Genomic DNA, 20,925 nt, shown 5'->3' with positions numbered 1-20,925 from the left:
TATTTTTGTTTTTTAGATTAATTAACACTAAGTGGAATAAAGTGAAAAAAAGAAAATATATATTTAATAGATTAAGTTAATTTGTGGAGGTACTTAGATTGGAAAACTTAAATATATATGAAGACATAGCAAAAAGAACACAAGGTGATATCTATATAGGAGTTGTTGGGCCAGTTAGAACAGGTAAATCAACTTTTATAAAAACTTTTATGGATAAAATGGTGATTCCTCGTATTGAGAATTCATTCAAAAAAGAGAGAGCAAGAGATGAATTGCCTCAAAGTGGATCAGGAAAGAGCATTCATACAACTGAACCAAAGTTTATACCTAATGAAGCGATCGAGATTAGCTTTAATGAGAATTTAAAGTTAAAAGTTAGATTAGTTGATTGTGTTGGATACATAGTCGATGAAGCATTAGGGCATTTAGAAGGAGATGCTCCTAAAATGGTTAAAACACCTTGGTTTGATGAAGAAATTGCTTTTGAAGAAGCTGCTGAGATTGGTACAAGGAAGGTTATAACAGATCATTCAACTGTTGGAGTAGTTGTTACTACAGATGGTTCATTTACAGGAATAGATAGAGAAAGTTATGTTGATGCTGAAGAAAGAGTCATACTCGATCTTAAAAGTATAAATAAACCTTTTGTAGTAATTTTAAATACAAAACATCCTAATACATTTGAAACTCAAGAATTAAAATTAGATCTTGAAGAAAAATATGATGTTCCAGTTGTAGCAATAGATATTGCTAAAATGACTGAGGAAGATATAGAAAAGTTATTTAAGAGAGTATTGACAGAATTTCCAGTTAAAGAACTTCATATTGATTTACCAACTTGGATAAATGGACTTGACCCTAAACATTGGTTAAAAGAAAACTTCATATCTTTAATAAAAGACATGAGTCAAGATATCAATAAAATAAGTGACGTTAAAAAAATTGCTGATTATATAACAGAAAGAGATGAATTTATAAGTGGAATAGACATAATAGAAACTAGTCTTGGAAATGGTAAATCTAGAGTTAAATTCAATGTTCACAGTAATATATTTTATAGAATATTAAGTGAAATATGTGAACAAGAAATTCAAGATGAAGGACATTTATTAGAATTTATAAAAGATTTATACAAAGCTAAGGTTGAATATAGTAAAGTTGAACAAGCTTTGAATGATGTTAGAGAAACTGGATATGGTTTGGTTGCACCTCAATTATCTGAAATGAGATTTGAAGAACCTGAAATTATAAGACAGGGTGCTCGTTATGGAGTAAAATTAAAAGCATCTGCACCATCTCTACATTTAATTAAAGCTGATATTCAAACTGAAATATCTCCTATAATGGGTACAGAAAGAGAAACTGAAGAACTTGTTAAGTCCTTACTCGAACAATTTGAGAATGATCCATCTAGTATGTGGCAATCAAATATGTTTGGAAAGAGCTTGGAGGTATTAGTTAAAGAGGGACTTCAAAATAAATTATATAAAATGCCCGATGATGTTCAAGCTAAAATTCAAAAGACATTACAGAAGATTGTTAATGAAGGCAGTGGCGGTTTGATTTGTATAATTCTTTAATTAACATATTATAAAATTAAGCATTTACATTTATGTAAGTGCTTAATTTTTTTGTATTATAGAATGAATTTTAAGTTATGCAGAGTTCTTATTTACAGATTAATAATTATTTTTTATAATTACTATAATTGTAATTTGATAATCTTAAGTGAAATGGAGTGTAAGTAAATGTATCCAGGTAAAGTTGATTCATCTATTGGAGCTTTTTGGGGTGCTTCTCTATTTGTTGGGGTATTGGTAACAGTTATTATTGGAAAAAATGGAAATGGACGCTCAGATTGGTTATGGGCTATTTTAATAGGTGTAATAGTTTTTCTAATTATTGGATTGACTATTCAAGGAATCCTAACACTTTTAAAAAAATAAGATACATCCTTAAAGACAATTAGTTTTAATTGTCTTTTTTCGTTTTTATACCTACAATAAAAATCAATGATATATTATAATGGTTTTGAATTTGAAATGTAAATGGGGTTGATAAAATGGCGGATAATAAGAAGGAACAAGAGAGAGATGAATTACATATAGCAATATGGAGTATAGCTGATGAGTTAAGAGGAAGTGTTGATGAATGGGACTTTAAAATTTATGTTTTAAGAATGTGAGATTATTTTTTTGTATCGATATTATGCCATAAAAGTTAATATATTATGTTACAATAATATGGGGAATTTTAAAATAGAAATGAATGGAAATTGATTTTAAAATTAAGCTATGAGAACTTATTTAAAATGTTGATAGATATGACAAATACAGAAATTATGGAAAAATCGAAAATTAGTAAGAGTACACTCTATAAAATGAAAAATAGTGAAAATATTACTACAAATGTATTGCTGAGAATATACGATGTTTTGAAATGTGATATTTCTGATATTGTAGAATATGTTAAAATTAATGAATATAAATCAAAGTTTAAATAATTTTAATAGTTTTGTTAAATTTATAAATTGTAAAAAAGTATATTAGGATATTTAAGCTGTAATTGCTCAAGTAGTAGTTAGGAGAATGAAATATTTAAGGAGAGTTTTAATATGGGAAATAATAGATTTACATTTATAGATTTATTTGCTGGAATAGGTGGTTTTCATATTGCTATGCATAATATCGGCGGAAAATGTGTATTCGCATCAGAATGGGATTCTAATTGTAGAAAGACTTATAGAAAAAACTTTGATAGAATATCTCCCAGTATTTTTAAAAAAAATGATAGCGATTTAAAATTATTTGCTGAAGATATAACAAAGGTAGATGTTAATTTAATACCTAATCATGATGTACTTTGTGCAGGTTTTCCTTGCCAACCTTTTTCTCAAGCTGGATATAAATTAGGATTTGAAGATATAAGAGGAACTTTATTTTTTAATGTTGCGGATATTATTCGGGCTAAAAAACCAAAAGCAGTTTTCTTAGAAAACGTTAGAGGTTTGTTAAAACATGATAATGGAAGAACGTTTAATGTCATTGAAAATACCTTACGTGAATTGTGTTATACTGTAAACTATAAAATAATTAAAGCTAGCGATTTTGGATTACCACAGCATCGTCCAAGAATTTATATAATTTGTATGCGTAGTGATATTAAAGATACATTTGAATTTCCAGAAGCTATACCATTAACTATGACCATGAGTGATGTGTTTGATGGTGCAGAAGTGAATAAAAAAATAGGTTATACGCTAAGGGTAGGCGGTAAAGGTTCACCGATTGATGATAGAAGAAATTGGGATGGATATCTAGTTGATGGTAAAGTAAGACGTTTGAAACCAAAAGAGGGGAAAAGAATGCAAGGATTTCCCGATGAATTTGAATTTCCTATTAGTGATTCGATTGCAATGAAACAATTAGGAAATTCAGTTGCAATACCTGTGATTCAAGCGTGTGCAGAAAAAATGATAGAAGTTTTGGAGGAGAATGAACAATGTTAGGATTAAATAAAGGTGAATGGAATGAATTTTACGCATTATTATATTTATTGGAAAATAACAATATTAGTATAGTGGATTCAGATTTATGTGTAATAGATTCTGCAATTTTTTTCATAAATAAGTTAGTTACTCAAGGAGAAACATCTTTAACATATCAAAAAGTTGATGATGAAATTATTATATTTAAAAATACACAAAAGATTGGTGTGGTATCTTTGGATGCTGTAATAAAAGCGAAAGAATTCTTATTAAAAACACTTATTAATAAGAAACCGTTGAACGGAGGTTCAATAAAGCTTCCCTCACTAAATGAATTTATTGAAAATTTTACAGATGGATATAGCATTAAAGGTAAAGCTAAAAGTAAAGCAGATCTTGGTGCAAATGTAAAGGATAACAAAATTTGTAAGGATGTTAATATTACATATAGTCTCAAATCTCAATTTGGAAGTCCTGCAACATTATTGAATGCAAGTAAGCATACGAATTTCATGCATAAAGTTCAAGGTTTTGATAAAGATAAAATGCAAGAAGTTAATCGTATAAAAACAAAAAAGAAATTGTTAGATAGGATTTATAAGATCAAAGAACTTGAAGGTAAAATTGAATTTTATAAAATCGTTAGTAATACTTTGGAAAGGAATATTAGGTTAATAGATTCATCGATGGATAAATTATTAGCCAATGCATTGCTTTATTCTTATGTTGAAAATGAAAAGGATTTACAAAAAGCGTTTTTAAAGTCGAATCATGGAAATGACGAAGTTTTTCTAAGAAAAAAGTTAATAGATTTTTTATATGGAATATGTTTTGGATTTTTCCCTTCCGAAGAATGGGATGGAAAATATTCAGTTAATGGTGGAATTATGGTGACTAAAAACTCAGGAGAAGTTGTTTTATTGGATAAAATTTATCATAATGAAATATTAGAAAATTATTTATATTATAAATCTAAATTCGATTCGCCGAGTACATCTAGATATCATATGCTTGAGATTTTCGAGGATAGCGGTGATTTTTTCTTTACATTGAATCTACAGATAAGATCAAAATAATAAAATGGATATCTTTAGATATTTACGAGAAGTATTTAAATTATATTATGAAATCTATTGATTTATTTAAAGAAAATAAAGAAATAAGTACATATAAACATATGCATTTACAAAATTCATGTTATAAGGTGATGTTGTATAATTTTAATTGAGAAATTTTATAGATAATTAAATATTATCAAAAATAGGGGGTGTAGTTAATATGAAAATAGATTTAAGCAATGAAGATCTATTTAATGAAAATGTAATTGAATTTGATAAGAAAGTAAATTTTGTATATGGTAAAAATGGAACAGGAAAATCAACCATTACAAATTTATTACAAAAACAATACGAAAATAATGAAAAATATGATATTCGCATTTTTCAGGGATTTGATATTTTAATAGGTAAAAATGAAAATTTAAATTGTATTACCCTAAGTAATGAAAATTCTAAAATAAATAAAGAAATTGAAAAAAAAGAGTCATTAATTCTAGAAAATCAAAAAAAGATTGAAGAAATTAATAAAAAGATAAACAATCCTTTAAATAATGAGAAAAATTTATTTAGTATGAAAGAAGAAAGGATAGCTGAATTTAAAAAACAAAAAATATATATAGATAATGCTTTAAAACGTTTTGCAAGTGAAATAAAAGGTTGCAGCTATAAAATACATGAAGGAAATAAATATGATATTAATGATATAAAAAATGATATTAAAAATATGGGAAATAATTGTCTATTATCTGAATATGAAATTGATAAGTTTAATAATATTTTAAAATTAGAGAAAAAAAATCTTAATGAGATATACGAAACACCTATAAATATTATTCAGATATCAAATGAGGTAGAGCAAATTTTAAAAGATAGAGTCAAACCCCAAAAAATTATTAGTAAATTAAATAACGATCCTAAGAAGTCTAATTTTGCTAAGTATGGACTTGACATCCATAAGGTCGGTGAAAAATGTGGATTTTGTGGAAGTATAATAACAGCGGATATATTAAATGAATTGGAAAATTATTTTTCTGGAACAGAAATAAAACAATTTGAAAATAAGATAGAGGATAAATGTAAGGAATTAGAAGGATATAAAAAAATACTAGAATCAATTAATATTGATTTAAATAATTTATATACCGATAAAAATAAAAGAGTCCAAGAAATAGATAAGAAAATAAATGAAAAGAAATTATATTATATTAACTTGTTAGAAAAATATATTCAGAAATTGAAAAAAAAGAGAAGTGAACTTTTTGATGAAATTGAATTGGATTTACCTGAATTATTAAATGAAGATAAAAAATTATCGGATTATATTGCAGAATATAATAAGTTAGTTAGAGAACATAATTCAAATGATTTATTAAAAATAAAAAAAGAAGCAAGAGAAAAAATAAGATATAATGAAATCAAAAAATATCTTGATGGTTTTAAATATGGTGTTGAAATTGAAAAAATGAATAATTTAGAATATCATAAAAAAAATGTAGAAGAAGATTATTTTAATAAAGAAGAAGCACGTAAAAAACTTATGGGGGAAATAGATAATTTTAAAAAAGATATTATAAATTTAAAAAATAGAATGAAAAATGTAGAAAAGGCAGTTAATAATATAAATAAGAAATTAAGAACATTTGTATCATTTGAACTTTCTCTTTATAATGAGAATGAACAGAAAGAGAGGGCCTTTTATAGGGTGAAATGTTTAAGATCATCTAAGTATCGTAGTGTTAAGGAATTATCTACTGGCGAAAAAAATATAATTGCATTTTTATATTTCATTGAGCAATTTAAGGATATTGAAAGAGAAGTACCTGGGAGTATTAGGGTTATGGTATTTGATGACCCTATGAGTTCTAATGATGATACTAAACAGTATTTGATAATTAATGATTTGCAAAGAATTATGAGAAAGATTGAAAGAGAAGATGATAAAAAATTAATTATTCTAACTCATAATTGCCATTTCTATTTAAATGTTAAACATGATAGAAAGTATGAAGATGATAAATTAGAATATATAAATGATAATAAAATTAGTAAATTTATTAAATTAATATCGGATGGTAAGAAAACTAATATTGAATATGTAAAGAAAAGAGAAGATGATTTTACAACAAGTTATGATTTGCTTTGGAAAGAATTGGGAAATCTTTATAATAATAACGCATCATCAGATATATTATATAATCCTATGAGGAGAATTTTAGAAACATATATTAAATTTAATTGTTTAGATCAAGGTGGTTTTTATGAAAATAGTCCATTTTTCAAAAAAGCATGTGATGTTAACTCTCATTCAATTGATGATTTTGAACATGATTTAAGTGGAATATCTAAGATCGAACTAATTAATGATTTTAAGTCATGTTTAGAAAAAAATCATGGTGAAAAACATTTCAAAGAATATTCTAAAAAATATAAGATACATCCTTAAAGACAATTAGTTTTAATTGTCTTTTTTTGTTTTTATACCTACAATAAAAATCAATGGTATATTATAATGGTTTTGAATTTGAAATGTAAATGGAGTTGATAAAATGGCGGATAATAAAAAGGAACAAGAGAGAGATGAATTACACAGGGCAATATGGAGTATAGCTGATGAGTTAAGAGGAAGTGTTGATGGATGGGACTTTAAAATTTATGTTTTAGGTACAATGTTTTATCGTTACATATCTGAGAATTTTAAAAATGATATTAATAGAAATGAGATTGAAGCAGGCAGTACTGATTTTGATTATGCAAAAATTAGTGATGAAATGGCTGAAGGAATTAGAGAAGAAATGATTAATGATAAAGGGTTCTTTATCCCTCCTTCAGAACTTTTTGAAAATGTTCGAGCTAGGGCAAAAGATGATGAAAATTTAAATGAAACTTTAGAAAAAGTTTTTAGAAATATTGAAGATTCGGCTAAGGGTCATGAAAGTGAAGGAGATCTCAAAGGATTATTTGATGATTTTGATGTGAATAGCAATAAGCTTGGTTCAACTGTTGCTAAGAGAAATGAAAAACTTGTTAAACTTTTAGATGGTATTGGGAATATGAATCTTGGAGATTATAGAAAAAATACTATTGATGCTTTTGGTGATGCTTACGAGTTTTTGATGAGTATGTATGCTTCTAATGCTGGAAAAAGTGGGGGAGAGTTTTTTACTCCTCAAGAGGTTTCTGAACTTCTTACACGAATTGTTGTTCATGGTAAGAAGGAGGTCAATAAAATTTATTATATGTGTTGTGGGAGTGGTTCGCTTTTATTAAAAGCTGCTAAAATTCTTGGTAAAGATGGAGTTAGACGTGGATATTTTGGACAAGAAATTAATATAACAACTTACAATCTTTGTAGAATTAATATGTTTTTACATGATATCGGTTATGAAAAATTTAAAATTGAATGTGAGGATACACTTATTAATCCAAAACATTTTGATGAAGAACCTTTTGAAGCAATAGTTTCCAATCCTCCTTATTCAATAAAATGGGAAGGGGATAATAATCCCGTATTAATTAACGATGAAAGGTTTGCCCCTGCAGGAGTTTTGGCTCCAAAATCTAAAGCTGATCTTGCTTTTATTATGCACGCACTTTCATGGCTTGCACCTAATGGGGTTGGGGCGATTATATGTTTCCCTGGAATTATGTATAGAGGGGGAGCGGAGCAAAAGATTAGAGAATATTTAGTTGAAGGAAATTTTATTGATACTATTATTCAGCTCCCAAGTAATTTATTTTTTGGAACAAGTATTGCAACTTGCATAATGGTTATCAAAAAAAGTAAGGAAGATAAGAATGTATTGTTTATTGATGCATCTAAGGAATTTGAAAAAGCTACTAATAACAATAAACTCAGCAAAGAAAATATAGAGAATATTGTTAAGGCTTATGCTGAAAGAAAAGATATTGAATATTTTGCGAAACTCGTAAGCCTTGAGGAAATAAGGAATGAAAAATATAATCTTTCTGTGTCCACTTATGTTGAGCAGGAAGATACGAGAGAGAAAATTGATATTGTAAAATTAAACGAAGAGATTAAAGAGATTGTTGCACGAGAGGAAGTTTTGAGGAAAGAGATAGATAAGATTATCGCAGAAATTGAGGGGGACAAGAGTGAGTAGACTTGATGAGTTAATAGAAAAACTTTGTCCTGATGGTGTTGAGTGGAAAGAATTGGGAGAACTTTGTGGTTTTAAGAGAGGGCAGTCTATAAAATCAACAAATGCAGTTGGGGGTGAGGTACCAGTAATATCTGGAGGACAAAAACCAGCATTTTATCACAATGTTTCAAATAGGAATGGTAATTGTATAACAGTAGCTGGTTCAGGTGCTTATGCGGGATTTGTAAGTTATTGGGACAAACCAATATTTTGTGCGGATTCTTTTACTGTGGATATAAGAGATTATTCCATATTAAGTGTAAAGTACACATATTATTTTTTAAAAAATAAACAGGATTTAATTTATTCACTTAAAAAAGGAGCTGGTGTTGCTCATGTTTATGGAAGAGATATAAGTAATATTAAAATCCCAATCCTACCATTAGAAATACAAGAAGAGATTGTACATATTTTAGATTTGTTTACAGAGCTTACAGCAGAGCTTACAGCAGAGCTTACAGCAAGAAGGAAACAATATGAATTCTATAGAGATAGTTTGCTTACTTTTGGTGATGATATTGAAAGAGTAAAATTGAAGGATATTGCAACAATAAAGGCTAGAATAGGTTGGCAAGGTTTAACAAAGGAAGAGTATTTAATAGACGGAAAATATCAACTAATAACAGGTGTGAATTTTGTAAATGGTAGCGTTGATTTTTCTAAATGTTATTTTGTATCAGAAGAAAGGTATTTACAAGATAAAAATATTCAGATTAAGGAAAAAGATATTTTAGTAACTAAGGATGGTACGCTAGGAAAAATTGCATATATTAATAAGCTTATAAAACCATCAACATTAAATAGTGGTATATTTGTTGTAAGATGCAATGATGAAAGTGTTGTTCTAAGTAAATATTTGTTTTATTATTTAAGATCACCCAAATTGATGAATTTTGCACGAAGTAGGTTAACTGGTGGAACAATAAAACATCTTAATCAAAATGTGATTATTGAATTTCCTGTATGTGTTCCTTCACTTCCAGAACAGGAAAGAATAGTCTCAATTCTCGATAAATTTGATAAATTATGTAATGATATATCCGAAGGACTTCCGGCAGAAATTGATGCGAGGAAGAAACAATATGAGTATTACAGGGACAAACTTTTGACTTTTAAAAATATTTCAGAGCATAAAGATTGAAGTTTATAAAAATATTACGATTATTATATAGATAATTTTTTGGTTTTTTTGAAGATATTTTAGGAAATAAATAATTTTTATAGGGGATGGTTTGATGAGCAATTATAATATTATAGTTTCTACAGATGAAAGTACGCTTGTAACTGAATATACATCTCAAAAAAAACGATCTGGAGCTTACCAAAGTGAAGCATCTTTGGAGAAGGAATTTATAGAAATTTTATCTTCTCAAGGATATCAATATGCAAAAGATATTAATTCTTCTGAAGAAATGATTTCGAATTTAAGATTCCAACTCGAAAAATTAAACAATATCAAATTTTCAAATAATGAGTGGAAAAATTTTTATAAAGATTGTATCGCTAATAAAAATGAGGGAATTGTACAAAAGTCAAGAAAAATACAAGAGGATTTTGTTCAAATTTTAAAAAGAGATGATGGATCAAGTAAAAATATTTTGTTGATTGACAAAAAAGATATACATAATAATTTCCTTCAAGTTATCAATCAATATTCAACAGATGATGGAAAATATAAAAATAGATATGATGTAACGATACTTATTAATGGAATTCCTATTGTTCATGTTGAACTTAAGCGAAGAGGGGTTGCTTTAAAAGAGGCTTTCAATCAGATTGAAAGATATCAAAGAGATAGTTTTTGGGCTGGAGACGGTTTGTATGAATATATACAAATTTTTGTTATCTCAAACGGTACAAATACGAAATATTACTCAAACACAACTCGTGAATCTGCAATTAAGGATAGGGAAAAAGCCAACAAAAAGAATAAAACTAGTAATTCCTTCGAGTTTACTAGCTTTTGGGCAGATAGTAAAAATAAAATAATTCCAGATCTTGTTGATTTTGCTAGAACATTTTTTGCAAAACACACACTTTTAAATATCTTAACTAAGTATTGTGTATTTACATCTGAAAATAAACTAGTTGTCATGCGACCTTATCAAATTATGGCTACAGAAGAAATATTAAAACGAATACAAATTTCTAAAAATTATAAAAAAATGGGAACTATAAAAGCAGGGGGTTATATTTGGCATACCACAGGTAGTGGAAAAACTCTAACATCTTTTAAAACTTCTCAGCTTTCATCAAGACTTGAGTATATAGACAAGGTTTTATTTGTTGTTGATAGAAAGGATTTGGATTATCAAACAATCGAAGCGTATGAACGTTATGAAAAAGGTTCGGCAAATGGAAGTAAAAACACTAAAACTCTACAAAGACAATTAGAGAACAAAGATGAAAATGGTAATTTCCATGAATACAAAATTATAATTACAACAATTCAAAAATTAGATAGGTTCATTTCAAAAAATGAAAATCATCCAATTTATAACAAAAATATTGTAATGATTTTTGATGAGTGCCACAGAAACCAATTTGGAAATATGCACAGAGCTATTACAAAGAAGTTTAAGAATTACTTTATTTTTGGATTTACAGGAACACCAATTTTTGAAGAAAATTCTGTTAATGGAAAATTTAAAGATTTGCAGACAACTCAAGATGTTTTTGGAGATAGACTTCATACTTATACAATTGTAAATGCCATAAATGATGGAAATGTACTTCCTTTTAAAATTGATTATATAAATACGATGAAAATAAAAGAAAATATATCAGACAAGAAAGTTAGTGCTATAGATTATGAAAAGGCTTTGCTTGCACCTCAGAGAATTTCATCTGTAACTGAATATATTCTAGAGCATTTTAATCAAAAAACAAAAAGAAGTTATGGATTTAATGGATTTAATTCGATTTTTGCAGTTTCAAGTATTGAGGCAGCAAAAAAATATTATTTGGAATTCAAAAAGCAAATGGAAGAAGATCCAAGTAAGAAATTAAAAATATCTCTAATTTATAGCTATGGAGTTAATGAAGAAAGTAACGCTGAATTTATGGATGATGAAAATTCTGATGATACAGATGGACTTTCAGATTCTTCAAGAGATTTTTTGGAAATGGCAATAAAAGATTACAATAAAGAATTTGGTACATCATATGATACCTCAAGCGAAAAATTCCCAAATTTCTATAAAGACGTTTCTCGTAAAATGAAAAATAGAAAACTTGATTTACTTATTGTTGTAAATATGTTTTTGACTGGTTTCGATGCTACAACTTTAAATACTTTATGGGTTGATAAAAATTTAAGGGCCCATGGACTTATTCAAGCCTTTAGTAGGACAAATAGGATATTAGATTCAGTAAAGAAATTCGGTAATATTGTTTGTTTCAGGGATCTAATAAAGGAAACAGATGATGCACTTATTATTTTTGGTAATGATAGTGAAAGAAATAGTATAAGAGAAACTGTAATTTTGAAAACTTATGAGGATTATTATTACGGATATGAAGATGAGAATGGGAATTATCATAGGGGTTACGGGGAAATGATTGAAGAATTAGTTAATAATTTTTCTGACCAAATTATTGGAGAGAATGCAGAAAAAGAATTCATATATTTGTTCGGTGAAATTTTAAAACTTAGAAATATATTGTCAAGTTTTGATGATTTTGAAGGAAATGAAATTTTAACAGAAATTGAATTTCAAGATTTCACAGGTAAGTACAATGATTTATATGAAAAAGTAAGAAATGTTGAAAATAATGATAAAGAAAATATTAATGATGACATTATTTTTGAAATGGAACTTGTAAAACAAATTGAAGTTAATATCGATTATATTTTAAATTTACTTATAAAATATCACGAATCAAATAATAAAGATGAGGAAATTTTTGTTGCAATAGATAAAGCTGTAAAATCAAGTCCAGATTTGAGGAATAAAAAAGATCTTATTGATAAATTTATGTTAAAAAGCAAGAAGAAACTTATTACTGATTTCATTAATAAAGTTAATGTTGAAGATGAAGTAATTAATGATTGGAAAGAATTTGTTTCAGAAGAAATGGAAAAAGACATTAAAAGACTTATAAATGAACAAAGATTAAATGAAGATTTGTTTAGGAAATACATTAAAAATATGTTCAGAGATGCTGAGGTTAAATCAATAGGCACAGAAATTAATGAAATTATGAAACCAGTTTCTCGTTTTGGAGATAAAAATGAAAGCAGATATTATAAAAAACAACAATTGGTTGAGGAAATTAGGGAGTTTTTCAATAAATATTCTGGAATAATTCACAAAGAAGATATTGAAAAAAATATTAAAGAAGTAATTTTAACTTAGGATACATTTTTGTATGTTCTTCTTAATAGCATGGAGTGATATAATTATATTCAAATTTAATATTAAAAGAAAGGACATGTAAAAATGGATAATAACCGTTATGAGTTAAATAAAGAGTTAGCGCAAATGTTAAAAGGTGGAGTTATTATGGATGTTACGACACCTGAACAGGCAAAAATCGCTGAAGCATCAGGAGCTTGTGCTGTTATGGCTTTAGAACGTATACCTGCTGATATTCGTGCGGCTGGAGGAGTATCTCGTATGAGTGATCCAAAAATGATAAAAGGTATTCAAGAGGCTGTTTCTATTCCTGTTATGGCAAAGTGTCGTATTGGTCATTTTGTAGAAGCACAAATATTAGAAGCAATAGAGATTGATTATATTGATGAAAGTGAAGTTTTGTCACCAGCTGATGATGTGTTCCATATTGATAAAAGAGAATTTAGTGTTCCTTTTGTTTGTGGTGCAAAAGATTTGGGCGAGGCTTTGAGAAGAATCAATGAAGGGGCTAGTATGATAAGAACAAAAGGCGAGCCTGGCACAGGAGATATTGTACAAGCAGTACGACATATAAGAAAAATGAATAGTGAAATATCTCAAATTTTATCTATGAGAAAAGACGAACTTTATAATAAATCTAAAGAACTTCAAGTTCCTTATGATCTTTTATGCTATGTTCATGAAAATGGAAAATTACCTGTAGTTAATTTTGCGGCTGGTGGAGTTGCTACACCTGCGGATGCAGCACTTATGATGCAACTTGGAGCAGAAGGAGTTTTTGTAGGATCAGGAATTTTTAAATCTGGAGATCCTGTAAAGAGAGCCACAGCAATTGTCCAAGCTGTCGCAAATTATAATGATAGCAAAATAATTGCTAAGTTGTCAGAAAATCTTGGAGAAGCTATGGTTGGAATCAATCCAAATGAAATTGAACTTCTTATGTCTGAGAGAGGTAGATAATCGTATATGAAAATAGGAGTTTTATCTGTACAAGGGGCTTTTATTGAACATGAAAATGTACTTAATAATCTTGGAATAGAATGTTTTGAGATAAGACAAAAATCTCATATGAATAATGAAATTGATGGGATAATATTACCAGGCGGTGAAAGCACGGTGATGAGAAAACTTTTATACGAGCTTGATATATTTGATGATATTAGAGAAAGAATATTAATAGGATTTCCTGTTATGGGAACTTGTGCTGGAGCTATACTTCTTGCAGAAAGAATTGAAGATCAGAATGATATATGTTTTGGTACTATTCCGATGACAATAAAGAGGAATGCATATGGAAGACAAATTGGAAGTTTTGCCATAGAGCATGAAGTTAAAGGTATTGGAATTTTTCCAATGAGATTCATACGAGCACCTTATATATCTTATGTAGATCCTAAAGCTAAAATTTTAAGTAAAGTTGATAATAAGATTGTTGGCGTTGAGTATGGAAATCAAATTGCATTATCTTTTCATCCAGAATTAACAAAAGATAATAGGATACATAAGTATTTTTTAGATAAATGTTATAAATTCAAATCTGAATAAAAAGGCATTTGGCTATATTTTATAAGCCATGTGCTTTTTTTATATGAAAAAATTATACTTTATGTGGTTAAATTCAACATTGTTACATCAAGATAAAAACATATTTAAATATTTGTGTTAGACTAGAGAAAAATTTAGGAGATAACCAAAATGGAACAATTAAAGTATAGAGAGCATTTAAATCAAAAATTCAAATCATATAAAGGCAACTCTCTTATTTATGAAAAATTTATTTCAAAAGGTAACGTAACAACTATAATTTATAATTCTAGAAAAGTTTGTGTGGAATACATTAATCAAAATATTGTATCTATATTTATTGCTGGTATTTGCGATGAAAAATCAAATACAAATTCAACTGTATTAAAAAGTGAAGACATAACTCTTACAATCCATAATATAGAAGATGAAATAGTTATATCTGGAGATAAAATAATAACGTGCATTAACAAAATTGACTCAAGAGTTATGTTTAAAGATATTTCTGGCAAAATTTTATGCGAAGATTTTGAACCATCATTTAAAGATGAAGATGGATGTGTTTATATTTCAAAAATTGATGACTGTTATGCTTACTATGGATTTGGAGAAAAAGGTGGAGATTTAAATAAAAAGGGTTATTATATAGAAAATTTTAATATTGATGATCCAGAGACAGATGATGAATCATTGGTTTATTATAAAACAATACCTTTTTATGTTGCATTGAACGATCAAAAAACTTATGGAATATTTTTTGATAACAGCTTTAGAAGTTTTTTTGATATGGGTAAAAGTTATGAAGATAGAATATTTTTTGGAGCTATAGGTGGTCATATACAATACAACTTCATATTAGGTAAAAATATAAAAAAAGTTATTTGTGAATATGCAAATCTTACAGGTAAAATGGATATGCCACCATTATGGAGTCTCGGATATCAACAAAATAGATTTAGTTATATGAATAGTAAAGAAATTCTTAATGTAGTAAATACATTTAAAGATAAGGAAATTCCGATTGATGTAATCTACTTTGATATAGATTATATGGATGGTTTTAGAGTTATGACTTTTAAAGTTCCAGAGTTTGAAGATGCTAAATCACTTATAAAAACTTTAAAAGATAAAGGAATTAGAACTATAACAATATTAGATCCTGGAGTAAAAGTTGATGAAAATTATAATATTTATAAAAATGGTATAGAAGGTGATCATTTTGTAAAGAATCCTGATGGCACTGTATATATTGGAGCTGTATGGCCTAATGATAGTTCCTTTCCTGATTTTTCAAATAAACAATCGAGGGAATGGTGGAAGAGTGAACTCAAAAAATTTATATCTGACTATAATATAGATGGAATTTGGAATGATATGAATGAACCATGTGTATTTAATAATGATTTTAAAACTATACCTGAAAATTGTATACATAATAGTGATTATGGTGTTTTAGAGCATAAGGAGTTTCATAATAGATATGGATTTGAAATGAGCAGATGTTCCTATGAAGCACAAGAAGAATTAAATCCAAATTTAAGAAGTTTTTCTATGAGTAGAGCCATATATTCTGGTGGTCAAAGATATACATCAGTTTGGACTGGAGATAATATGAGTTTATGGAGTCAACTTCGGATGTCCATATCTATGAATTGTAACTTAGGAATTAGTGGTTTTTCTTTTGTTGGGAATGACGTTGGGGGATTTTCGCTAGATTGTGATGAGGAATTATTTATAAGGTGGATGCAAGTTGGAACATTTCTTCCTATTTTTAGGAATCATTCAAATAAATATACAAGAAGGCAGGAGCCATGGTCTTTTGGTTTTAGAGCTGAGAAAATAGCAAGGAATGCTATAGAACTTAGATACAGATTAATACCTTATATCTATACATGTTTTTATGAATCTCATAAATATGGTCTTCCTATGTTTAGGCCTCTAATCATGGAATATCAAAATGATATAAATGTTATTAATATGAAAGAAGAATTTATGATTGGAAATTCTATATTAATTGCTCCTGTATTGCACAAGAGTGAAATATATAAAACTGTTTATCTTCCGAAGGGTAAATGGTATGATTTTATGACTAATAAAATTTATAATGGTGGGCAGAGATACAGATTAAAATGTGATTTAAATACAGTCATTATTTTTATTAGAGAGGGAAGTATAATACCAACTTATGAAGAAAAGTATTTAAATACTAAAAACAGACCAAATACTGTAACTTTTAATGTTTATGGAAATGTTGCAGAAGGGACTTATTATTATGATGATGGAATAACAAATGAATATAGAAATGGAAAATATAATTTTAAAGTAATTAAGGTAAATATGAAAGAAGTTATTGAACATTTTTTAAATAAGGGACTTGATTATGAGGAACAATCAAAATATGTTTTTATATAAAAAAGAGTAGTCATTTACGACTACTCTTTTATTAATTTTTTATATATAAAGTCTGCAAAAAGTGAATTAGCCCAAGCAAACCAATCACGAGTAAATTCTTTGGGATTATCCTTGTTAAATCCTTCATGCATATAATTAGTATCACCATCACATCTGATAATTGTATTTAGTAATTCTTTAACTTCATTTTTATCTTTAGTTGTAATTCCTTGCATACATAAAGCTATATGCCATATATAATTTTCTGGTGTATGAGGACTTCCAATTCCTGATGTGAAAGATCCTTCATAATAATAAGGATTATTATTACTTAAAATAAATTTTCTAGTATTTTGATAAATCTTGTCATCAAAATTTCTATATTCAATGTATGGTATAGAGAGTAAACTTGGAACGTTTGCATCGTCCATTAGGTTATAATTTCCAAATCCATCAACTTCATATGCATATATTTTTCCATAAATTTTATGGTTAATAATAGCAAACTTATTTATTCCATTCTCAATTTCATCCCTAAGATTAAGTGCATTTTTACTTAAATCGCTATCGTTATAAATTTCATTAGCTATCTCTGATATATATGATAACACGACGACACAAAACATATTGGAAGGAACAAGATATCCATATTCACAAGAATCATCACTAGGCCTAAATCCTGACCAAGTCATGCCAGTGTAAGTTACAGGATTTCCCATACCATTGTGGGATAAAGTATCACTTTCAGAACAATTTAATCTCTGAAATTTATATTTTGATTCCTCAAAATGGTATTGTTCGGTTTTCCAAATTCCAATAATTGTCTTAAAAACTTTTAAAATATCATCGTTAAAAAAGCTAGAATCCGATGACTCTTTCCAATATTTATATATTAATCTTATAGGAAAACAAAGTGAATCTATTTCATACTTTCTCTCCCATACCCAAGGATTATCCTCCGTAATATCATTATCCCATTTATTACCATTCGGTTCTTTATTAAATGCATTAGCATAAGGGTCAATTAAAATACATTTAACTTGTCTATTAATTAGACCGATAAACATATCTTTTAGCTCTGGATATTGCTTTATAAAGGGTATATAATGTTCAACCTGAGAAGTTGAATCTCGTAACCACATTGCTGGAATATCTCCAGTTATTACAAATGTATCGTCTTTTTCAAAACTCATCGTGGTTTCAAGAGTATTTATAAAGCAATTACAAAACATTTTTTTTAGCTTCTCATCATTAATGGAGTTAGATAGATCAACTGCTATTTTTTTAATAATATCTTTAAATACATCTAAATTTTTATACGTACATTTATTCATAATAAATATCCTTTCCTATTTATTATTTCTCCTTGAAATTTCTTCAAGTTCACTAAATACTGTTCTATTAATAAACACCAAGCAAAACGCAAATATAGATGAAACAAACAATAAAATTGCACTATTAAGTTCAAATAAAATTAAAAATACAAGTATTAAAAGTGTATTTGTTATAGTTAAAATAGGTCTTGTAAATGCCAAAGTAAAACCAAGTTTTAATACATCTAGATTTTTCATAGAGAATCTACTGATAATTAAAAATAAAAATGGTGTAATAATTCCAAGTAAAATTAAAATTCCTATAAATAATCCATTTAGTACTAAGCTGTCGAATATTAGTGTAAAAAATTTAATATTTGAATAAATGATAAATAAAATTATCAATTCAATTATCCACACAACCAATGCTTGTATAAAGTTTAATTTAAATCCTCGTATAAAGTCAGATAGTATAGATATATTCTTATTTTTGTAAAGCTTGTTCACACAGTATAATAACACTGTAAATATTGGTGCAGTCGGTAATAAACAAACTAAAAATAGAGGGAAATATGTAGTTATTCTACTAATTCCTATAAACATGAAAAATAAAATAATTGGGATATTAAATATCCAGAAGAGAAGATTTAGTATGAAAAACCAAAATACATAGTTGAAAGTATCAAACAATTTTTCAAAATTAAAGATTTCGTTTAGCATACACCACCTCCAAAAATTTTCTACTAATCTAATACTAATATAATTTAAAAGGTTTACAAATTCAAACATTACTGTATAATTTAATTAAAATTATATAATAATTCCATAAAAAATTAATTTATCCCACATTCGTGTAATTAAACATGAGTTAATTTTAGGAGATAAAATATGGTTGAAAATAAATCCAAAGTTTACAAAAAAATTTTTTGGATAAATACAATCACAGTCATTTTTTTAATGTTAACTTTAGATATTTACTTAATGAGATATTTAATTTCAAATGTTAAAGAATCTCAATTGTATATTAATGAGAAAATTTTAAATGATGTTGATAATGAACTTGAGTATATTTATAATCATTCGTTAAGAATTGTTAATGATATTTATACTGATGATTTTGTTGTGGAGGATATAATTAAATTTCTAAATGCTGACACAATAAACTATTTAACTCAAAAGTTAGACAAGCTGTCATTGAGTAATTCATCTTATCATATAGGGATTGAAAAATTTGTGAGAAGCTCATTTATGTCAAATGAGAATTTAAAAGAAATTGGATTTGTGAGTTTTAATATGAATACCAAAAGTGTATTCAATCGATCAAATCAAATAAATGTAACAAAGGTTAATAAAGAGGATTTTTATAGTGATGTAGGATTGCTAAATATACTAACAGATAAAAATAGTATAAGTCTTTTAAAAGAAATCAATGATCCAATTAATTTAGAAACCAAAGGATTAATGATTCTAACTTATAATTTGGAATACCTGAAGAAAGTGTTAGAAAAGTATGATCAAAAGTCTAATGTTTTAATTTTAAATAATATAGGTTATGTCGTATATGATTCGGATGAAAAATTAGGATATGAGCCTTATATGTATTATGAAGATGTGATTCATCATGATGATGACAAAAAAATAATGCTAAATACACTTTACTATATTAAAACGTATTTGAATAAAGATGGACTTACAGTTATATCGATGATGGAATCTAAAAATATAGAAAATCTATATGGTAGTATAGCTTTGATAATTTTTATAGCATTATCTCTCATATTCTTATCTCAATTAATAGCTTTCTTTAAAATTAAAAATCTAGGTAATAGGACAAACGAAATTTTAAATGCTATGGATAAAGTTAGGCACGGAAATTTAGACATTGAAATACCTTTGACTTCAGATTTAGATGAAATAAATTATATAGCAGATAATTTTAATAAAATGTGTAAAGATTTAAACACCCATATAGATAAGAGATATAGAGCGGAATTAGAGCTTAAAAAAGCAGAAATGATATCTTTACAAAATCAAATAAATCCTCACTTTTTGTATAATACACTTGAGTCCATAAGGATGAAGGCAATATGTAATGGCGATAAAGAAGTTGGAAAGATGCTTTATATATTATCTGTGTTATTTAGAAATCAGTTAAAAGATAAAAATATCATAACGATAAATACAGAGCTTAAATATTGCACTAAATATGTTGAGTTATTTAAATTTAGGTACAATGATTTATTTGATTTTTATATAGAATGTGATGATTCACTTAAAGACAAAGGGATACCAAAATTTACACTGCAACCATTAATTGAAAATTATTTTATTCACGGGATAAATTTTGAGAATAGCGATAATATTTTAAAGATACTTATCTCTTCTATAAATTCTGATGTTATACTTATTAAAATAATAGATAATGGAATAGGTATTGATGAGGAAAAACGGAACTTAATAAATCATAAAATTCAAAATGACATATATAGCAATAATAATTCTATGGGAATAATTAACGTACATAAGAGAATTTTATTAGAATATGGTAAAGGGTATGGTATATCCTTAATGACTAATGATGAAGGTGAAAATATTGTTATTATAAAAATACCATGTAAAGGTGTGTAGGTTTAT

16 protein-coding genes are annotated in these 20,925 nt (G+C 27.2%); 14 read left to right on the top strand and 2 right to left on the bottom strand.

All coding sequences use genetic code 11. From position 1 onward, the window contains the following. The first annotated feature begins 98 nt into the window (after positions 1-98). From spoIVA to SFBM_RS04165, 13 genes are all read left to right on the top strand, one after another. Positions 99-1,580, top strand: coding sequence for a stage IV sporulation protein A (spoIVA, locus tag SFBM_RS04220; protein ID WP_007440682.1), 1,482 nt, complete (start codon positions 99-101; stop codon positions 1,578-1,580). A 168-nt stretch (positions 1,581-1,748) separates the two neighbouring features. Further along, entirely contained in the window at positions 1,749-1,946 is a 198-nt protein-coding gene (locus SFBM_RS04215) for a hypothetical protein (RefSeq protein ID WP_005806202.1), read from the top strand. Positions 1,947-2,062: 116 nt separating this feature from the next. Next, positions 2,063-2,185 carry a type I restriction-modification system subunit M gene (locus tag SFBM_RS08105; RefSeq protein WP_007440389.1) on the top strand — a complete coding sequence of 41 codons (123 nt, stop codon included), beginning with the start codon at positions 2,063-2,065 and terminating at the stop codon, positions 2,183-2,185. A gap of 126 nt (positions 2,186-2,311) precedes the next feature. Beyond that, positions 2,312-2,503 (top strand): helix-turn-helix domain-containing protein, encoded by a 192-nt coding sequence (locus SFBM_RS04210; RefSeq protein WP_005806204.1) that lies wholly within the window; start codon positions 2,312-2,314, stop codon positions 2,501-2,503. Between the two features lie 111 nt (positions 2,504-2,614). Next, the gene (locus tag SFBM_RS04205) at positions 2,615-3,508 is read left to right on the top strand and encodes a DNA cytosine methyltransferase (protein WP_005806206.1); all 894 of its coding nucleotides are present in this window, start codon (positions 2,615-2,617) and stop codon (positions 3,506-3,508) included. Continuing rightward, positions 3,502-4,563, top strand: a complete 1,062-nt coding sequence (locus SFBM_RS04200) for an HpaII family restriction endonuclease (RefSeq protein WP_014017955.1) — start codon at positions 3,502-3,504, stop codon at positions 4,561-4,563. The genes SFBM_RS04205 and SFBM_RS04200 overlap by 7 nt, the downstream gene beginning before the upstream one ends. Positions 4,564-4,765: 202 nt before the next feature. Further along, entirely contained in the window at positions 4,766-6,988 is a 2,223-nt protein-coding gene (locus SFBM_RS04195; protein ID WP_007440453.1) for an AAA family ATPase, read from the top strand. Positions 6,989-7,091: 103 nt separating this feature from the next. Then, complete coding sequence (locus SFBM_RS04190; RefSeq protein ID WP_005806212.1) at positions 7,092-8,666, top strand: type I restriction-modification system subunit M; 1,575 nt, start codon at positions 7,092-7,094, stop codon at positions 8,664-8,666. Next, a complete protein-coding gene (locus SFBM_RS04185) occupies positions 8,659-9,846 on the top strand; it encodes a restriction endonuclease subunit S (protein WP_005806214.1) in 1,188 nt (395 codons plus the stop codon). The genes SFBM_RS04190 and SFBM_RS04185 overlap by 8 nt, the downstream gene beginning before the upstream one ends. A gap of 94 nt (positions 9,847-9,940) precedes the next feature. Then, positions 9,941-13,063, top strand: coding sequence for a type I restriction endonuclease subunit R (locus SFBM_RS04180; protein ID WP_005806216.1), 3,123 nt, complete (start codon positions 9,941-9,943; stop codon positions 13,061-13,063). Positions 13,064-13,147: 84 nt separating this feature from the next. Then, positions 13,148-14,023: a pyridoxal 5'-phosphate synthase lyase subunit PdxS gene (gene pdxS / locus SFBM_RS04175; protein ID WP_005806218.1), complete on the top strand. Its 876-nt coding sequence runs from the start codon at positions 13,148-13,150 to the stop codon at positions 14,021-14,023. Positions 14,024-14,029: 6 nt separating this feature from the next. Further along, positions 14,030-14,608 carry a pyridoxal 5'-phosphate synthase glutaminase subunit PdxT gene (gene pdxT / locus SFBM_RS04170; protein WP_005806220.1) on the top strand — a complete coding sequence of 193 codons (579 nt, stop codon included), beginning with the start codon at positions 14,030-14,032 and terminating at the stop codon, positions 14,606-14,608. 150 nt (positions 14,609-14,758) lie between these two features. Further along, on the top strand, positions 14,759-16,999 hold the full coding sequence (locus SFBM_RS04165) for a glycoside hydrolase family 31 protein (RefSeq protein ID WP_005806222.1): 2,241 nt from the start codon (positions 14,759-14,761) through the stop codon (positions 16,997-16,999). Positions 17,000-17,019: 20 nt separating this feature from the next. On the opposite strand, the gene SFBM_RS04160 is transcribed toward SFBM_RS04165, so the two are convergent. Both SFBM_RS04160 and SFBM_RS04155 read right to left on the bottom strand, forming a co-directional pair. After that, positions 17,020-18,312, bottom strand: coding sequence for a glycoside hydrolase family 125 protein (locus SFBM_RS04160; protein WP_005806224.1), 1,293 nt, complete (start codon positions 18,310-18,312; stop codon positions 17,020-17,022). A 15-nt stretch (positions 18,313-18,327) separates the two neighbouring features. Next, entirely contained in the window at positions 18,328-19,011 is a 684-nt protein-coding gene (locus tag SFBM_RS04155; RefSeq protein WP_005806226.1) for a DUF624 domain-containing protein, read from the bottom strand. 168 nt (positions 19,012-19,179) lie between these two features. Here SFBM_RS04155 and SFBM_RS04150 point away from each other — a divergent pair, with 168 nt between their 5' ends. Beyond that, positions 19,180-20,919, top strand: a complete 1,740-nt coding sequence (locus SFBM_RS04150; protein ID WP_005806228.1) for a sensor histidine kinase — start codon at positions 19,180-19,182, stop codon at positions 20,917-20,919. The last annotated feature ends 6 nt before the right edge of the window (positions 20,920-20,925 follow it).

Origin of the sequence: Candidatus Arthromitus sp. SFB-mouse-Japan (assembly GCF_000270205.1) — a bacterium.
GTDB lineage: Bacteria > Bacillota > Clostridia > Clostridiales > Clostridiaceae > Dwaynesavagella.
This window is presented reverse-complemented; position numbering and strand designations above follow the sequence as displayed.

Excerpts from the sequence above, each read along its gene's own strand:
- SFBM_RS04215 (WP_005806202.1), top strand. The coding sequence starts at position 1,749 with ATGTATCCAGGTAAAGTTGATTCATCTATTGGAGCTTTTTGGGGTGCT.
- SFBM_RS08105 (WP_007440389.1), top strand. The coding sequence starts at position 2,063 with ATGGCGGATAATAAGAAGGAACAAGAGAGAGATGAATTACATATAGCA.
- SFBM_RS04210 (WP_005806204.1), top strand. The coding sequence starts at position 2,312 with ATGTTGATAGATATGACAAATACAGAAATTATGGAAAAATCGAAAATT.
- SFBM_RS04205 (WP_005806206.1), top strand. The coding sequence starts at position 2,615 with ATGGGAAATAATAGATTTACATTTATAGATTTATTTGCTGGAATAGGT.
- SFBM_RS04200 (WP_014017955.1), top strand. The coding sequence starts at position 3,502 with ATGTTAGGATTAAATAAAGGTGAATGGAATGAATTTTACGCATTATTA.
- SFBM_RS04195 (WP_007440453.1), top strand. The coding sequence starts at position 4,766 with ATGAAAATAGATTTAAGCAATGAAGATCTATTTAATGAAAATGTAATT.
- SFBM_RS04190 (WP_005806212.1), top strand. The coding sequence starts at position 7,092 with ATGGCGGATAATAAAAAGGAACAAGAGAGAGATGAATTACACAGGGCA.
- SFBM_RS04180 (WP_005806216.1), top strand. The coding sequence starts at position 9,941 with ATGAGCAATTATAATATTATAGTTTCTACAGATGAAAGTACGCTTGTA.
- pdxS (WP_005806218.1), top strand. The coding sequence starts at position 13,148 with ATGGATAATAACCGTTATGAGTTAAATAAAGAGTTAGCGCAAATGTTA.
- pdxT (WP_005806220.1), top strand. The coding sequence starts at position 14,030 with ATGAAAATAGGAGTTTTATCTGTACAAGGGGCTTTTATTGAACATGAA.
- SFBM_RS04165 (WP_005806222.1), top strand. The coding sequence starts at position 14,759 with ATGGAACAATTAAAGTATAGAGAGCATTTAAATCAAAAATTCAAATCA.
- SFBM_RS04160 (WP_005806224.1), bottom strand. The coding sequence starts at position 18,312 with ATGAATAAATGTACGTATAAAAATTTAGATGTATTTAAAGATATTATT.
- SFBM_RS04155 (WP_005806226.1), bottom strand. The coding sequence starts at position 19,011 with ATGCTAAACGAAATCTTTAATTTTGAAAAATTGTTTGATACTTTCAAC.
- SFBM_RS04150 (WP_005806228.1), top strand. The coding sequence starts at position 19,180 with ATGGTTGAAAATAAATCCAAAGTTTACAAAAAAATTTTTTGGATAAAT.